Annotated in this window: 15 protein-coding genes; 2 read left to right on the top strand and 13 right to left on the bottom strand. The window is 61.9% G+C overall.

Annotated elements, in window-relative coordinates; all coding sequences use genetic code 11:
- Positions 1–20 precede the first annotated feature (20 nt).
- From ACZ881_RS05085 to ACZ881_RS05115, 7 genes are all read right to left on the bottom strand, one after another.
- Positions 21–959, bottom strand: coding sequence for a hypothetical protein (locus ACZ881_RS05085; RefSeq protein ID WP_476112980.1), 939 nt, complete (start codon positions 957–959; stop codon positions 21–23).
- Positions 956–1,510 carry an RNA polymerase sigma factor gene (locus tag ACZ881_RS05090; RefSeq protein WP_429331208.1) on the bottom strand — a complete coding sequence of 185 codons (555 nt, stop codon included), beginning with the start codon at positions 1,508–1,510 and terminating at the stop codon, positions 956–958. The genes ACZ881_RS05085 and ACZ881_RS05090 overlap by 4 nt, the downstream gene beginning before the upstream one ends.
- Before the next feature lie 364 nt (positions 1,511–1,874).
- Positions 1,875–3,341, bottom strand: a complete 1,467-nt coding sequence (locus tag ACZ881_RS05095; protein WP_476112983.1) for an HNH endonuclease — start codon at positions 3,339–3,341, stop codon at positions 1,875–1,877.
- Positions 3,342–3,438: 97 nt separating this feature from the next.
- Entirely contained in the window at positions 3,439–4,695 is a 1,257-nt protein-coding gene (locus ACZ881_RS05100; protein ID WP_476112985.1) for an alpha-L-fucosidase, read from the bottom strand.
- On the bottom strand, positions 4,692–5,306 hold the full coding sequence (locus tag ACZ881_RS05105; RefSeq protein ID WP_476112987.1) for a TetR family transcriptional regulator: 615 nt from the start codon (positions 5,304–5,306) through the stop codon (positions 4,692–4,694). Before ACZ881_RS05105 ends, ACZ881_RS05100 begins: the two co-directional genes overlap by 4 nt.
- Before the next feature lie 74 nt (positions 5,307–5,380).
- Complete coding sequence (locus tag ACZ881_RS05110; protein WP_476112988.1) at positions 5,381–6,370, bottom strand: saccharopine dehydrogenase family protein; 990 nt, start codon at positions 6,368–6,370, stop codon at positions 5,381–5,383.
- A gap of 51 nt (positions 6,371–6,421) precedes the next feature.
- Positions 6,422–7,294 carry an NAD(P)H-binding protein gene (locus tag ACZ881_RS05115; protein ID WP_476112990.1) on the bottom strand — a complete coding sequence of 291 codons (873 nt, stop codon included), beginning with the start codon at positions 7,292–7,294 and terminating at the stop codon, positions 6,422–6,424.
- Between the two features lie 444 nt (positions 7,295–7,738).
- Between ACZ881_RS05115 and ACZ881_RS05120 the strand changes: the two genes are divergently transcribed.
- The gene (locus ACZ881_RS05120; protein WP_476112992.1) at positions 7,739–8,875 is read left to right on the top strand and encodes an AI-2E family transporter; all 1,137 of its coding nucleotides are present in this window, start codon (positions 7,739–7,741) and stop codon (positions 8,873–8,875) included.
- A 10-nt stretch (positions 8,876–8,885) separates the two neighbouring features.
- Here ACZ881_RS05120 and ACZ881_RS05125 read toward each other — a convergent pair whose 3' ends face one another.
- The gene (locus tag ACZ881_RS05125; RefSeq protein ID WP_420180029.1) at positions 8,886–9,341 is read right to left on the bottom strand and encodes an iron chaperone; all 456 of its coding nucleotides are present in this window, start codon (positions 9,339–9,341) and stop codon (positions 8,886–8,888) included.
- A gap of 326 nt (positions 9,342–9,667) precedes the next feature.
- Between ACZ881_RS05125 and ACZ881_RS05130 the strand changes: the two genes are divergently transcribed.
- Positions 9,668–11,311 (top strand): chitobiase/beta-hexosaminidase C-terminal domain-containing protein, encoded by a 1,644-nt coding sequence (locus tag ACZ881_RS05130; RefSeq protein WP_476112994.1) that lies wholly within the window; start codon positions 9,668–9,670, stop codon positions 11,309–11,311.
- Between the two features lie 77 nt (positions 11,312–11,388).
- Here the strand turns inward: ACZ881_RS05130 and ACZ881_RS05135 are convergent, their stop codons facing one another.
- From ACZ881_RS05135 to ACZ881_RS05155, 5 genes are read right to left on the bottom strand one after another with little or no spacing between them, the layout of a single operon-like run.
- On the bottom strand, positions 11,389–12,504 hold the full coding sequence (locus ACZ881_RS05135) for an alcohol dehydrogenase catalytic domain-containing protein (protein ID WP_476112996.1): 1,116 nt from the start codon (positions 12,502–12,504) through the stop codon (positions 11,389–11,391).
- Positions 12,497–12,802 (bottom strand): putative quinol monooxygenase, encoded by a 306-nt coding sequence (locus ACZ881_RS05140; protein WP_091465124.1) that lies wholly within the window; start codon positions 12,800–12,802, stop codon positions 12,497–12,499. Before ACZ881_RS05140 ends, ACZ881_RS05135 begins: the two co-directional genes overlap by 8 nt.
- 33 nt (positions 12,803–12,835) lie before the next feature.
- Entirely contained in the window at positions 12,836–13,417 is a 582-nt protein-coding gene (locus tag ACZ881_RS05145) for a glycerol-3-phosphate responsive antiterminator (RefSeq protein ID WP_091465122.1), read from the bottom strand.
- Between the two features lie 39 nt (positions 13,418–13,456).
- Positions 13,457–14,983 carry an FAD-binding oxidoreductase gene (locus ACZ881_RS05150; RefSeq protein ID WP_476112999.1) on the bottom strand — a complete coding sequence of 509 codons (1,527 nt, stop codon included), beginning with the start codon at positions 14,981–14,983 and terminating at the stop codon, positions 13,457–13,459.
- The gene (locus ACZ881_RS05155) at positions 14,980–16,656 is read right to left on the bottom strand and encodes a glycerol-3-phosphate dehydrogenase/oxidase (RefSeq protein ID WP_476113001.1); all 1,677 of its coding nucleotides are present in this window, start codon (positions 16,654–16,656) and stop codon (positions 14,980–14,982) included. The genes ACZ881_RS05150 and ACZ881_RS05155 overlap by 4 nt, the downstream gene beginning before the upstream one ends.
- Positions 16,657–16,667 lie beyond the last annotated feature (11 nt).

A 16,667-nucleotide genomic window follows, 5' to 3' on the forward strand; every position in this document is an offset into this window, starting at 1 on the left:
TTCAGTCGGCCGGTCCCTTCCTAGCGTCGGTCGCCGTGCTTAAGCCACTGCTTCCACTTGTCCGCAGCTGTCCTTAACTGTTTGTCGGTCAGTTGCTTGCCCGTCAGTTGCTTGCCCAGACCGGGAGACACGTGTCCGGGCTTGATGGCGTCCGATCCCGGCAAAGCAGGCGTCGGCTTCCCGGCACCTTGCAGTGAAGCATCAGGCTTAGCGGATTGCTGCTTCTCCGCCTTGATCGGGGCGGGCTTTGTCTGCAGGTTCGGCGCGGCACTGCCCGGTGTGGAGCCACCCGGTGTGGAGCCGCTCGGCGTGGCACTGCCCGGCGAGGAGTTGCCCGGCGTGGAGCCGCTCTGTGCGGGGCCGGCCGCTGCTGGTGCTTCGGGGGCAGCGGCGGGAGCGGGAACGGGAAGCACAGCCTGTGCCTGTGCCTGTGCCTGTGCCTGTGCGGGAGTTTGGGTTGGTTCAACGCGGCTTGGCAAGGGTATGGATGAAGCGGTTGGGATCGGAGGAATAGCTGCAGGATCCACGACAGGAGCGGGTTCCGTGCTAACACGCGGGGCGTCGGGAATCGGCAATACCGGTGCGGCGGCCACTGGCTGAGGCCGGACGTTGCCCAGAAGTTCATCAACGAAAGAAGGGTTCCGGGTGAAGCCGGAACTGGCAGCGGCAACACCGCTGACGCCCAGGCCCATCGCTGCCACCACGGCTACGCTCACTACCGCCGTGCGGTGTTTGTGCCTCCAGCGACGTTTGGAGACTTCGTCGTGCGGACCAGCCAGCATGGCGGAAAGCTCCGCACCCGGAGTTGGGGCTGCAAGGTTGGCGAAGGAACTCAATGAGAGGAGCGCCTGCCGGACGCCGGACGTGGCATCAGCATCAGCATCAGCGGCAATGACAGCATCGGCGTCGAGTAGCAGCTCGTCCACGATTGCTTCGCGTTCACTATCCCTGTATGTCATGGCGACACGTATTCCTTTACTGCCGAGTGCTCACGGAGCGTAATAAGTGCCCGCCGCTGCAGTTGTTTTACTGCCCCGGCGGATTTCCCCATGATGTCGGCAACCTGTTCAACGGTCAGGCCTGCCACGATTCGAAGCGTCAAGACCTCCCGCTGGTCGTCACCAAGGTAGTCCAGAAGTCTCATGACCTCTTTGGGCGCCAAAAGACCCATGGCTTCCGCCTCCGCGGAACTCACTTCCCGAGTATCCCGTTCCGGCTCAAACTCGTGGTGTTCCGGTGCCCTGCTTTGCTTCCGATGCTCATCCACCATGCGGGCATGAGCCACCGAGAAGATGAAGGTCCGGAGGCCGTGAACCCCGCCGCTGATGTCATCCAGCCGGGGCAGAACTGCCAAGAACACGTCCTGGGTGATTGCTTCCGGGTCTTGCACACCTTTGGCCGTCAGATAGCCGAGAACCTGGCCGGCATAAGTCTGGTAGACGGCGCCGAACAGTTCCGCGTTATTGCCCTTGAGTGCATGTAGCGCTTCATCGGTCAATGCGTCGGTCACAGAATAAGGCTTTCGATCGGCGGCAGGTCCGTTACTTGGGCCTGGACATCCGCCTTGTCACCAACGGACGACCCACCAAGGGTAACTGCTCTCCGCGCCGCTTCCGTGGAAGGACCCGCTATCCCGACCAACTCCCCGGCCAACTCGCCGGAGGCCAAACTTTCCGAGACCTCCCCGGAGATCAAACTCTCCCGAAACAAGGAAGAACCGAGCTGGAACATGATGGGGGACAAATTCCAGCTCGGCCCTTTCAATGACGTAATCGTCGCGGCACCCCAAAGGGTTACGCGGGCTACGAACTTTTTTCAGAAGTTTTTTGCAGGCGCATTGAGGTGGGCAGCACTAGGACATCTGCGGCGGATGTCTACGTTCTGGAGGGGCGGTGTCCGGGTAGGGGTGGGGCTTTCGATTGATAGCTGTGCCCGGTGGGGGTGCTGATTTCCAGGGTGTGCGTACCCCCGTGCACGTCGGCGTGTACGGTTTTGCTGGCCCAGCCGGGGTTTTCCTTGGTGTGGTTGCACGCCTCGCACAGTCCTGCACCGTTGGCGAGGTTTGTTTTCCCTCCGGAACGCCAAGGAACCACATGGTCGATATGCCGGATGGGCGCATCGCAGTACGGCATCCGGCAGGTATCGTCACGGGTTTCAATGAAACGCCGAAGCCGCCTCGGGAAGAGCCGGGCTTTGGAGTCCATGCTCAGGAGCTCACCACTGGCCGGCGCGGTGTAAAGCCGCCGAAGCCAGACAGTGAGCTCTGTATCCGCCGTTCTCGTGTGGACCTGGCCGGCTTGCCCCGAACCGACTATTTCCCTTCCCCATTCGGCGGGGACTATTCCGTAGCCCTTGAGCCGGGCTGGTTCGCTGTCGCCTTGGAACAGGGTGCGGTCGGTCATGACAAGGTCCAGGTTGATCCCTGAAATCCCGCCAGGTGTGCCGGTGACGCGCTCGACCAAGGTATCGGCCATGACCTGACCACGGGTCGGGACAACACCAGAGCCCGCATCACCGCTGGAACGGGCCGAATCAGCAGCCTGGCAAAGAGCAGCGTAAACAGCCACCCCTTGCGCGACCGGCAGCAGGGCGGTCAGGTACGTCATGGTGTCCGGCGCCGGGCGCAGGCTCACCATCCGCTCGGCTGCGGCACGGCTCGCACGCCCGACCACCGACCGCGGATCCCGCCGATACGCAGCAGCCTTCGCCGCCGCAACAATCGCCTTATCGCCCTTCCCCTCAAAAGTCCCGGTATCGGGAGCGAGCTCCTCATCCACCGCGCACCGGTCCTCAACAGACAAACACGCCGTCTCCTTCACCAGCAGCGTGGCCCGCCACTCATTCAACTGCCCCGCCTTCAGGGCCGCCAACGTCCGCGGCATCTCCAGCACAAGGGCCTTCGCCAAACCCAGCAACCGGGACCCACGATTCGGCGACTCCCGCCGGGCCAACGCCATCTGGGCACCCACCCCACTGCCACGCTCCGAAACAGGAACACCCGCCTCGGCCTGCTCGGCACGCCGGGCAAGATCAAAAGCCACAGCAACCCGCGCCTGCAAAGCCGTGATAGCCGACTTCATCTCCTCCAAAACCCGCAACTGCTCGATCAGGTCCCCACTCACGGTGCCGGCCGGAACCGCGCCGGCCGAAACCGCCCCGGGCTGAACAGGACCCGCCGGGGCCGTACCGGGCTTAGAGTCGCCAAGGCCTGGACTGGCCAGCCCGACAGCGAGCGCCTCGTTAGCCCGCGTCGGGACCCGAGACGTCAGGCCGAGAGACGAGGCAGCAACAAGCGCATCCGCCACCACCGCGCCCGCCTGCTTATCCCCAATCCGCTCCATGCCCTAACTCTGGCAGCAGCCACCGACATTTTTAGCTCCCGGCAACCGGCCACAGCATTTCGGGGGTACAGGTCGGCGTACAGAAGGGAACGGAGAACTATTCCGGCGCGTCCGTTGGGGCTTCGTAGCCTTCGGGGATGGCTGGGACTCCAGCCTCCAAAGCGCCTCCATAAACCCGTGCGGAGACCAGGCGTCCGCCGTCACCCGATACCTTCACCTGCAACTCCGATGCAGTAATAGCCGGTAGCTGGTGGATCCGCCGGTTGCCCACAGTCCTCCCGTCAAGAAGGTCAGCTCCATCATTGGATACCACATGACGCGTAATTCGCTGTCCGGAACGGAGGTCCTCCACCAGCTCCAGGTGGTTGAACGTGACGGGAGCCGGAAACCTCAGGGTCGCTCCGCCGTCGTGATTTTCAACCGACGCTTCCACAGCACCGGAGAGACGACGATCCCGTTCAGCCTTCCACTCCTTGAGCCTCGCGGAATCCTCGTCCGGAATGAGTCCACGGGTATCGGGAGGCAGGTTCAGGAGGAGGTTCGCACCCATTCCCACCGATTGGTAATAGATGGCAAGCAGGTGCTCCACGGATTTCGGTTCGTCGTCCGGATGCCAGAACCAGCCGCGACGGATGGAGACATCGCATTCCGGCGGCAAGTAGTGTTCGGCATGCAGCCCGGAGCTGGAGTCCGTGTACTGGGTGTCGGATGTGCGGTCCACAACGTAGTCCACGGGATCAGACGCCAGTCCGTTCTCGTTACCTACCCAGCGAATGGTGGGCTGGCCCATGTTGAAGATCATGGCGTGGGGCTGGTGTTCCTTAACTACAGCGATGATCCGGTCCCAGTCATACTCACGACCCACCGAGCCTGCGCCGTCGAACCACAACTCCATGAGCGGACCGTAGCCCGTGCAGAGTTCCGTGAGTTGCTGGACGTAGAAATCGTCGTAGGCGGCGGGGTCGCCATAACAATCAGCGTTCCGATCCCATGGGGACAGGTAGAGACCCAGACCGATCCCCTGCTCCGCACAGGCGTCCGCCACTTCGCGGACGACGTCCCCTTCCCCGGCGCGCCACGGCGAGGACGTAACTGAATAGTCAGTGGTTGCCGTCGGCCAAAGACAGAATCCGTCGTGGTGCTTGGCGGTCAGGATCAGGTACCTCGCACCTGCCTCTTTCGCCGTGCGAACCCAGGTGCCGGCGTCGAGTTCCGTCGGGTTAAAATCCGACGCCGGAACGGTGCCGTCGCTCCACTCCTTGCCGGCAAAGGTGTTGATGCCAAAGTGGATGAAGACGCCGAACTCCAGCTGCTGCCAGCGGAGTTGGGCCGGAGTGGGCACAAGATGAGTCACTGGGCGGGTTCCTGTCCGTGGATCAACCATTGTGCCGTGCGGATGATGGCTTCGTCACCGGGCTCAGTTCGCAAGCCCGCGATGTCCGAGCGTGTCACAGCCGCCCCCTCGAAGAGGCTCACGATCGCGGAAGCGACACCGTGAAGTTCCGGCTCCGCCAAGTCCGGCCTCCCCCGCCGCACAACGCCGCCCACATGAGCCGCATACTGCGCATAGAAACTCCTCAACGCATTCGCCGCCTGCTGATCCGCGGAGGCCAAGGCCCAGATCTCCAGGTGCATCTTCACGTCCTCAAGGGCGGAGTGTTCGTGCAGCAGTGCCGTCAGAAGCCGACGCGAATCATCCCGGGTCAGGCCTTCCACCGAGCTTGCACCAAGGTCGAGCCCGGCCTCCTCCGCGAGCCGCTGCAATGAGTTCTCCAGGCTTCGCTCAAGGACCGCCCGGATCAGGTCTGCCCGCGTAGGGAAGTAATGCTGCAAGTGCCCGATCCGCACTCCGGCAGCTGCGGCGAAGTCCCGCATTGCGGCGTTGGCGTTGCCCTTGGTGACCAGAACTTCTTCCGCAGCGTCAAGGAGCGCCGCCTTTCGCAGGGCGCCCTTGCTTTCGGTCATGACCTCAATATTGTCACACCGTGTGATTCAAGTTCCGCGAGCCGGGACACAGGATCCGGTGCGGATTCGGGGAACTAAACGCCGGCCCTCGCGCCCTCTGCAAGCACTGTGTGCAGACCCAGCAACCCACCCAGCGCGGTCAAATGCGCCTGGCCTTGCGGATCGGAAATAACCGCAGTTCGTGTTCCGGCCGGACCTTTCACATCTATGCGTATATGTGCCGTTCCGCCTGAGCCGGGCGAATACAGCAACGAGCGACGCAGCGGCGCCCACCGTTCCCCGATACCCCAGCGGAACAGTCCCACCGCACGCGCGGCGAGCAACGCCGTCGTGGATGTATTGGAACTGAACCCAATCCGGGTTGCCACCGATCCCGCACCGATAGTCAGTGGCAACGTGAACTGTTCAGGTGTGTCGAGCCGCGCCACCTTGGTTCGGTGCCCGGCAATGTCCACCCAGCGCGCGTCAGTCAGGGGGCGTACGACGGCGGCCTGACCGCCTTTGCGTACTTCATAGTCCAGTCCCAGCCGGTCCATGAAGTCCACTGAATCGGCTCCTGCCTGATCGTTGATGTCGTAACGGATTGCGACGTCGATCTGGTCCCCGCCGCCTGCATCCTGGGCCAAGGCTGCTGCGACGATGTTGGTGACGCCGCCCATCCAACCCGAGCTCAGCAGTACAGGAGCGGTTGGCCGCAGGAGGGTGGCCTGGGTGAGTGCCCGGGTAACGCGGCTGGTCCAACGGGTGACGTCAACATACGGAATCCCGGCGCCGACGGCAGCGCGGAGCACCCTGTCATCGGGGTCATTGACGGCGCTGATGACTGCCCGGACCTTGGCGGCAAACGGCTCGGCCTGTTTGAGGTCCCACTTCTGCACTGTCACTTTTTGTTGCTCACCGGGAACGTTGCTGCTGATCAAATGGCTGCCGCGATCAGGGTTCCTCCCCGTCAGCAGCAGGGGCCATTCGGCTGCTGCGAGTCGGGTTAGCGCTGTTCCGACGGTGCCGTAGCCGCCGGCGATCAGCACGGGGCCAGTTGTATCGAGTTCGAGGAAGTCGTTCATGAAATCATTCTAGGTCATTTGACCTAAAATGATTTCACGCTGGTCGGCTCCTCAACCCACCAGTGGCTTCAGCTCGGCATAAGCCCATTCGGCCAAAGTGGTGGGCGTTGTGCTGTGGGCTGACCTCCGCTGCTCAGGCGTGAAATCGCCAAGGAAACCTGTTGACATGCCTACCAGGGAATCAATCTGCGCTGCACTCATCCCGAAGCTCTCCAAGGTGCCGCGCATTGTTTCCTCGGGAATCTGTTCCACATCGAGGGGCCTCCCCAAAGCCTGGGCAACAATTCGGGCAACTTGCTGCCATGAAAGATCAGCCGGTCCGTGAACGGCCTGGACCCCCCGCCCTCGCCACTCCCCTGACAACAAGCGCCCGGCTGCCACCCCGGCGATATCCCGGGGCGACACCCAGGCCATGGGTTGGGTGACAGGAAGGAGGACCTGGAGCGTCCCTGCTCGAATCTCGTCCAGCTGATACTCAAGATTGGTGAAGAAGTAGCCACAGCGCAGATGGAGGACGTCGGCGCCCGTCGCGTTCAACGCGACTTCCGTGGCGGCGAGTCCGTCGATTTCGCCCGCACCGTGCCGCTTCTCGGCTCCAACGCTGCTCTGAAAAACCACTCTGTCCACGCCACCCTCGGTGACCGCTCGCGCCGCACTGGCGGCGGCCAGGTTGTACTCGGCCAGAGGATTATCGCCCGCCGGAGGAGGGTCCACCCAGTAAAGGGAGTCGACGCCGGATACAGCCCGGGCCACGGCGTCGCCGTCGAGCAAGTCAACTCTTGCCACATCAACTTCGGATCGAATATCCGGAGCCAGTCCGTCCGGATTCCGGAGTAGCACCAGCGGCCTCACTCCGGCCCGGATCAACATTGGCACAAGATGACGGCCAACATGGCCGGTTGGTACCGTCACTGCAATTCGCATGTTCCGCACCTCCAGGTAGTCTCCCTGTTCCTCACGGTAGCCAGTATTGCGGTCTGTTTTTGTCCGCAGGTGAGGAAGCATGCCCTGTGACTGACAAGAAACCGGGAGTAGGCTTCTGGTATCTGCCGGAGCAATACCCTGAGTACGCAAAGGAGAGATCATGACACTGCCTCCAACTCACGAGCCCGAGCCATTTCCCCCGGATCCCGGACCCGTCCCGCCACCGCCGGATCCCACTACGCCGTTCCCGCCGAGCCCTATTCCGGACCCGAATCCCACACCGGGCCCGTCTCCGGTTCCTGATCCCGGCCCCGTTCCGCCGCATCCGGATCCAACTCACTAGCCGTGCCGTTTCAACGCGGCGCGTTCCCACGCCAAGGAAATAATCAGTAGGCTTATGTTTGATCTCGTCGGTTTGACCGATGCGAACGAACAGGAGCCATCATGACGTCGTCCAAACAAACAGCGCCCGTATCCGTGCGCAGGCAAGACAAACCTGATCTCTGGAAAGACTCATTGGGCCGGACGGCCATCCGGGCAAGCCAGATACTGCTCGTTCTTACCCTGACAGTGGTGGCAATCTTCGGGCTGTTGCAAATTCGACTGCTGGTCATCCCGGTTCTCATCGCGTTGATCCTGGCCGCCGCCATCGGCCCCTTCGTGAATATGCTGCGACGTCGCGGGTGGCGCGGCGGCTTGGCCACCGGCGTCGCATTCCTGGGCCTGTTGATAGTGCTCGGCGGAGTTATCACTGTCATCGTGCTGTCAGTGCGCAGCCAATGGAACGAGCTGATCAGTCAGGCAGCGCGAGGGCTGGACGAACTCGAGAACTTCCTGCTGACCGGCCCCTTCCCCATAGACCGGGAGCAGATGAACCAGGCCCGCGAAGCGGTGGTGGAGTTTGCGCAGAGCAGCCAGGTACGGTCCGGCGCAGTCACAGGACTGTCGATGGTCACCGAGTTCCTGGCAGGCGCCAGCCTTGTGGTTGTCATCCTGTTCTTCTTCCTCAAGGACGGCGCCAAAATCTGGGAATTCTTCCTGCGGCCTTTCAAAGGAATGCGCGAAGCCAAGCTTCGCCGCGTCGGCAAGCGCACCATGGAGGTCCTGGGTGGCTACGTCCGGGGTACGGCGATCGTGGCGTTGGTGGACACGGTGGCCATCGGCGCTGCACTGCTCATCCTGCAGGTTCCGCTTGCCATCCCTTTGGCCATCATCGTGTTCATCGGCGCGTTCATCCCCTTGGTCGGTGCCACAGTGGCCGGAATTTTGGCGGCCCTAGTGGCACTCGTGGCCAACGGGCCCATAGTGGCACTGATCGTGATCATCGTAGTGATCGCCGTCAACCAGCTCGAAGGTGACCTCCTTCAACCGGTCGTCATGGGCAAGTCCCTGGAACTGCACGCACTGGTCATCCTGATGGCCTTGACGGCAGGCACCATCCTCGCCGGAATCATCGGTGCCGTTCTGGCGGTACCCATTGCGGCCGTCACGTGGGCCATCATTCAAGTCTGGACGGCGGAAGACCCGGACCTCGAACCCATGAATCCGGATCTCCCGCCCGCCAACAGCCAGCCGACGTAAGAGCGCTGCCCTAACCCAGCGCCCTCTTGATGAGTTCCACGATCCTGGCCTCCACCTCAGGCGTTATTTCCGTGAGGGCGAAGGACGTGGGCCACATGGCTCCGTCGTCCAGCTTCGCGTTCTCTTCAAAGCCCAGCGTGGCGTACCGTGCCTTGAACTTATGTGAGCTCTGGAAGAAGACAATGTTCTTCCCCTCCCTGGCATAGGCCGGCATGCCGTACCAGGTCTTGGGTGTGAGCTCCGGGGCGTGCTCCTTGACGATTGCGTGGAGGCGCTCGGCCATGAGCTTGTCCGGCTCGGGCATCTCAGCGATCTTAGCCATAACGTCAGCCTCGCCGTCGGCTTTGGATGCTTTCTTGCGTGGTGCCTTCTTGAGTTCCTGTGCGCGCTCCTTCATCGCGGCGCGCTCTTCTTCCGTGAAGCCGTCGTAGGACTTGGTCTTGTCAGTGGTTCCAGTCTCAGCCATGGCAGGCCCCTCTTCTCTGCTGGATTTCTTGCGGATAACCCAACGATAGGTCTCGGCGGCCAGGGCAGCTTCTCCGAAACTGCTCGATCTGACTGACGAGCATGGGGACTAGTATCGACAACCCCGCAGCGGAGGGGGCCGATCCCACAGAGAAGTAGCCCTAAGTCGCGCTTCACAGGCACAAAACCTGTACATACAACTTTCCCCATACGCATGATTGCTGTTCATGACCGGTTGGGCCTGCATATACCCATCCACTAAATCCTTGAGGGGACCACAACCACCAATAGCCGCGCACCCGCACGGCACCGGATTACGGAGCATCAATGCCTGATGTAGACACTGCCAAACCTAAAAACCCCTCTACCGTGACTCGCTTCGCAGCAATGTCTGCCCTCATGGCCGTTGCTTTGCTGCCAATGGCCCAGCCTGCAGTGGCATCGCCGCACGAACCGCCTGAGGCCCCGACCTTCAGCGTCGACGGTGGACGTTACGAAGAATCGGTCCCGGTCCGATTGAACGCAGCCCCCGGAGAGACTATCCGTTACACGACGGACGGAACCATCCCTACGAAGGCCAGCCCCACTTTTGCCGGCAAGCCGATCCAGATCACGGAAGACATGAATCTCACGGCCCGAGCCTTCAAGGGCAGCCAGCCCGGAGCTGTCTCCAGCGAGGGCTACCTCATCAGGAACGGCGAACAACCCATAGCCCGATTCATGATCATGTCCGATGTACACGTTGGCGACTACGAAGGCGACCGAAAGCGTTGGGCATCCTATTTCGACACCATCAAGAATGTGCTTGGCACCCCCGACGCCATCCTTTCGAACGGCGACATGATCAACGACAATTGGAACGGCCGCGGCCAGGACCACAAAATCGTGCAGAGGATCTTCGCCGAGAATCTCGAGCGGAAGGGCATGGGCGACACCCAGGTCTTTATGTCGTACGGAAACCATGACGCAACGCTGGCCGAACTCCGCGCCGGGTACCCGAAGGAGTGGTTCCCGGACTCCGGTGGCGGTTACTACCGCACCGAAGTCAACGGAGTTCCCATGATCACCGTCAACACGGAGAACTATTCCACCCAACAGGGCGCATGGCTGCGGGAGCAACTGACTGGCATCACTGCCGACCCGGGATACCGGGACCTGCCGGTCATCATCCAAGGTCACCGGCCCACCCCGGGAACCGTCATGGATGGTCAGCAGACCAGCAATCCACGACTGACCCAGGACCTTTCAGCTTTCCCTCAAACGATCTACTTCTCCGGCCACTCGCACCTCAACTTGAACGACCCTCGATCCATTCACCAAAAGTCATTCACTGCAGTGAATGACTCCAGCTCGTCCTACATTGAGATCGACCACGGCTATCAAATGCTCACGGCTGAGGGTCAACTGGCCAACCGCTTTGAAACCCCCACAGCCCAGGCCGTTGCCGTCGAGGTCTACCCCGGCCGCACAGTCATCAACCGCATCAATTTCAACGCCGATCTCCATGACATTTACACCGACGGCAAATGGTCCGCCAACTGGCAGCCGCCGTACTTGTCCGATGGCACGCTCGCTGGTGAGGCGTGGGAAGTAAGCACCCGCGGGGACAGTAAAAAGATCGTTGAGACGTTCACCTACACGGACGCGAACCGCAACACATCCGGCCCAACGTGGCCCCAGGGTCAACCCCTGGAGGCCGTGGCCGGAAAGGATGGGAATCTAACGTTGCGCATCCACCAGGCGGCTGACGACGAGATGGTGCACCACTACAGGATCCGTGTGACTCGCGACGGAAGCAACGACCCGGTCTTGGACACCAAGCTCGCTAATCGCTTTGATGTGGTCCCGGCACCATCCGTCCTGGACGTACCGCTGCCCGTGAAGCGGGATGGTTCGAGTTTCCGAGCGGAAGTCATCGCGGTCGACGCCCACGGCAATACTTCTCCGGCGACCGTCAGGGCCATCGCGTAGACCAGCCTGGCCACATAGGATCCTCAGCCGAGAGGGCCTGAACACGGCATTGCACCGGGCTCAGGCCCTCAAGGTCATCACGCTACGAAAAGCCTTCGCACCACACGCCCGTCGGCAAGCGCATCGAGGCCTTCGTTGATCTCCGCCAGCTGCTTGGTGTCGGTGTGCAGTAGTTCCAGCGGTAGCTTTCCGTCCCTCCAGAGTTGCAGGTAGGCGGGAATGTCCCGGGCAGGCACGGAGTCCCCCATGTAGGAACCCAAAAGCCGGATACCCCTGCCGGCGAACTGCAGCGCTTGGACGTTTAGTTGCTGGTCCGGATGTGGCAGCCCCACGGATACAAGGGCGCCACCACGGTCCAGGAGGTTAAGGCAGGACTCCATAACCTTTGCGCTGCCAACGGCCTCGACGGCCATATCAACGCCCTGCCCGGCATGCTCCGCGACAAGCGCTGCAGCTGACTCCGGCGGACCGGCAAACCCCGCACCGCATTGCAATGCCAGCTGTTGCTTTTCCTCAAGTGGGTCGATGGCGATAACAGTGGTACCGGGCACCTGAGCGGCTGCCATGACTGCCATCAGGCCCACGGCCCCCAAACCGAACACGATTATCGACTGCCCCGAGTGGAGGTCCCCGGTGTTCAGCACCGCACCGATCCCCGTCAGCGCTGCGCAGCCAAACATCGCGGCAACATCCCACGGAACATCATTGTCTATGGCTACCAAGGATTCACGGGCAACGACGGCGTACTCGGAAAAGGCAGAAACCCCCAGATGATGGTTGATCCGCCTGCCGTCAACGGTTTTCAGAGCGGCCTCACCGTGCAGCAAGTCCCCGCGCCCGTTGGCTTCTGCGGCCCGGTGGCATAACGCCGGACGGCCGGCTGCGCAGGAACGGCACCTTCCGCAGCTTGGCACGAACACCACAACCACCCGGTCACCCGGCACGAGGTCATCCACGCCGGCGCCAGTATCAACCACGATGCCCGCGGCCTCGTGCCCGAGCGCCATGGGCAGCGGCCTTTCCCGGGATCCGTCAACCACCGACAAGTCAGAGTGGCACAAGCTGGCGCGCTCGATCTTGATCAGAACTTCGCCGGGACGAGGATCCGGCACCGGCAAGTCCTCAAGAACCAAGGGGTTGCTGTTGGCGTAAGGGCGGGTGGCCCCAGCACGATGAAGGACCGCGCTAAGCAACGTCCGCCCCTTCATAGCTTTCCACGCGCCGGCGTTCCAACCTCGGGATGATCTGCTGGAAGCCAATGTCCTGGAAATGGACTGATTCCCGGTGCGCGGCAAACCCTGCCTCGTCTTTATAACGCTCAAGGATCACGAAGTGACCCGGATTCTCCACACCTTGGAAATAGTCGTAGGACAGGTTGGCTGGCTCAGTCCTGCTGGCCAAGGCAAGCTCACTGAGGAAGCCAGCCACTGCACCCTCTTCACCGTCCCTGACGTGGTAATGCGCGATCACCTGAAAATAGGTTCCGGACATGCTCACATTCCTCTTTTTCTTAGTAGATTCCGCTTATCGGACGGCGAGGTCCCACAACTCAGCGGCACTCGTGGATATGCCCTTGGCACCTTCCTTGAGCGCCTGGGCAACATCGGCCGCCGTCGCCACAAAACCGGCGGCAACAAACGGAGATAAGCCCTTCAGCTCACCCGCGGACAGATGGGACACAACCGGCCATGGCATGAGCTGCACCAAATGCGGTTTGCTCTGTTCTATGGCCACCGTGCTCCGGGGCAGGTTGGATCGGTCCGTGACGAATACTTTCTGCATGGTCACCATGCCCATGGAGTTCGCCCGCTGGATCATTGCAGTCCGGGTGCTCACCACGCCGCGGGTACCGATCTTCCTCAGGTATTCAAGAGCACCCTTGTCCTGCCCGAGGCCCGCGCAGGCATCCATGTTGACGAAAGTGAATTTGCCCGCCCGATCCAACACCTTGAGGGCACCGTCAAGCTCGTGCAGTTCCAAGTGCGCCAGAATGCAGATTCTGCAGTCGGACGTGACAAACCCCGGTATCGAGTTCGCCCCGAACACCGAAGCAATCACAGGGTTCCTTGTGAGCTGCACTTCCAGCTCCGGCGGGAAATCAATCATCAGCTAATTCTGCTCCATGGACGCCTGCCCGGGCCTGACTCACAGACCCAGCTTGCCCGGGTTGAGCAGGTTTCCCGGATCCAAAGCCGCCTTGACGGTGCGCAGGACACCGAAACCGCTACCGAGCGAAGACTCCATGTAGGGAGCACGAAGCAAACCGACTCCGTGATGGTGGCTGAGTGTTGCCCGGTGTCGAATGATCACCTCATTGGCGGCGTCCCAGGCTGCCCGATACCAGTCAGCCCGGTCCTGAACATCGACGTCGCCCCGCAAGGAGAAATACAGGCAGGCGCCGTCAACATAGGCATGGGATTGATGTGCCGACCCGGCAAGGGTGCCAGGGACGCTGTTGATGGCCTCAACAACCTCCGCGTAGATCGCCGGAAGGGCACTCCACGGGCCAATCATCTCCAAGGTGTCGGCCACGAATCCAGGGCTCCGTTTGAAGCCCTCGGCGCTCTTTCCCGTCAAGTACCGGGTGTCCAGCCAGCGCTCAAAAATGGCATCGCCGTCCAAGCGGGTGCCTGTGGAAGCGCAGATCCGCTCGGCAACGGCCAGCCCGGCGTCAACCAGTTCGCCCGTCCCTTCGTCCGCCACGAGCAGCACATTGGTGTCGGGCAAGCCAAACTGCACGCCGCTCTCCAAAGCGTCGTACAGCCGGAGCGCAGCCGGCGTTCCGCCTTGCTGCATGATCTGCCTGCAGGCTTCCAGTCCGCCCGCGAAAGTATCGAAACCGTAGGCGATTGCTTGGCCGTAACTCGGCAGACGGTGCAATTTGAAACGTACGCGGGTGATAATTCCCAGGGTGCCTTCGGAGCCGATGAACAGTTGCAGGAGGTCCGGGCCGACGGCGGAGCGGGCGCTGTCGCCCAGGGTCACAAGATCACCATTGGCCAGGACAACGTCCATGCCATAGACCATATCCTCAACTTTGCCGTAACTGGTGGAGAGTTGTCCGGCCCCGCGGCAGGCAACCCAACCGCCCACAGTGCTGATGGCATATGACGAGGGCCAGTGCCCCATTGTCATGCCGTAGCGGGCCTGGATGGTCTCTTCGAAAACGTCGCCGAAGACACCCGCTTCCACCTCGACGATCTGGCTGGTCTCATCGAAGGAGACGAATTTATCCAAGCCACAGACGTCCAGGACAATTCCTCCGGAGACAGGCAACGCCGCCCCCGTGACGTTGCTCCGGCCTGCCGATACCGTCACGGGAACGTTCTTCGCGTGGGCTATGCGCATGACGGCCTGCACCTGCTCAGTGCTGGAGACGTGCACGATTACGGCGTCGGGGGTTGCCGGGTGTCCACTCGTTTCGGCGATCATGGTTCCGGCCCACCAGTCCCGGGTACCGTCCCGGACCAGCCCGACGTCGGTCACCACCTTCTCTGCTGCGGCAGCAAGCAGTTCCAACGTCGCTCCGTCAACCACACAGGGGCTTGCCGAGGTGTAGTACGGCTCGCCCGGAAGTGCACCAAGGCTGGCGGCATAGTGCGGCTGGGTGGGTGCCCCTACGGTGTAATTACCTCTGTTGTAGCCCCTTTTGACGGCTTCCTTGCTGATCATTTCCGGTTGTCTCCCATCAGGATTGCGCGTTCATACGATGTCTGGTTCTTGTAGTCATTCACTTGGGCTTCCACGAGGCTGGCCGGTAAGTCCAGTTCCTTCATGAGTAGCTCGCCCACCCTCGCTGCCGCCGCCGCGGAGGCGTCCCGGGCCATCATCCGCGCCCGGGTTCGGCGGGAGAGGATGTCATCCACGCTCCGAGCCATCTCGTGGCGCGCCGCGTAGATAACTTCCCCCTCCACATAGGGCAGGCCTTCAACGATGGGGGTGTTCAACGACGGATCCTCCGCAAGGATGTCCGTCACGAACCTGGCCTCCGTGCCGTATCTCTCACCAAGGTGGGAGGCGAGGCCCCCCGACGCCACGACGGCTTCGGTGTCGTAGCCCGCAGCACCCAGGAGGTAGGCGTTGGAGGTCCGGCAGCGACGGTTCTGGCCCAACACCTTCTGCGCTGCGTCCACTGTTTGCTGCGCCATGTGCCGGGAGGTCGTCAGTTTCCCTCCAACTACTGTCACCAATCCGTCGTGGTCCGTGCGGATTTCATGGTTGCGCTTGACCTCAATGGTCTTGCCGCCGGGCGGTGCCACCAATGGACGACAACCACCTATGCTGCCGAGTACGTCGCTTGCCTCGATGTCCATGTTCAGCGCGGTTCGGGCACCGTCCAACAGAAAGTCCATCTCGTCCCGGGTGCAATTCACGTCATCCAGATCGCCGGTGTAGTCCTCATCGGTAGTCCCGAGGTACGAGGTGTTTCCCCAACGGGTAATGGTGGCTCGGCGGTTCCTGCCGGGGACAGGGATGGTCACAGTACAGTCATTGCGGATTTTGCTCCAGGGCACTGCGATGTGAACACCTTTTGCCGGGCGAATGCTCGGAGCATCGGCGTCCTTGGCGGCGCCGGTCCAGTCCCGGAGCCAGACGCCGGTGGCGATGACGACTGCTCTGGCGCGTGCGGCAAGTTCCCGGCCGTCTGCTTCGATGACCACACCGTCCACCTTGCCGCTGCGCCTTGTCACTTCGCTGACTTTGGCACCGTTCAAGACCGTGGCACCGTGGAAGGCCGCTGTTCTGGCCAGCGCAAGTGTCAGCCGGGCGTCATCTGCGCGCGCGTCGTAGTACATGAAGCCACTTTCAAGGTTTTCGGCCTTGAAGGTAGGACAGTGGGCCAGCACCTCGTTTTTACTGAGCTTCTGGTGCAGGACGCCTTCCCGCCAGCCACCGGCGAGGTCGTAGGTCCACAGCAGGCTCTCGAAACCCGCCGCCAGCCGGCGGTCGAAGACGCCGTCCTGCGAGAGAACGGGGAACAGGAAGGGCAACCGTTGCACCAAGTGGGCGGCGTTCTTGCGCAGCCGCTGGCGTTCCAGGAGTGAGTGCCGGACAAGGGGCAGATTTCCTTGTTCGATATAGCGAAGGCCGCCATGAATCATCTTGGAGGATTTTGACGAAGTGCCCGAAGCGAAGTCGTCCTTCTCCAGCAACGCAACCCGGTAGCCGCGAAGGACGGCGTCCATCGCAGTGTAGGCTCCCGTGACGCCGCCGCCGACGACGATCATGTCGAACTCGCCGCCGTCAAGGGCGTCCAGCTGCTCCTTTCGGTCCAGTTTCAGTGGCGTGTCCGAGACCATTCTGGCTCGATCCAGCTTGGGCTTGCGTGCGGGCATGGAGATCATGTGTTTGTCTT

It is taken from the genome of Paenarthrobacter sp. TE3676 (genome assembly GCF_056279165.1).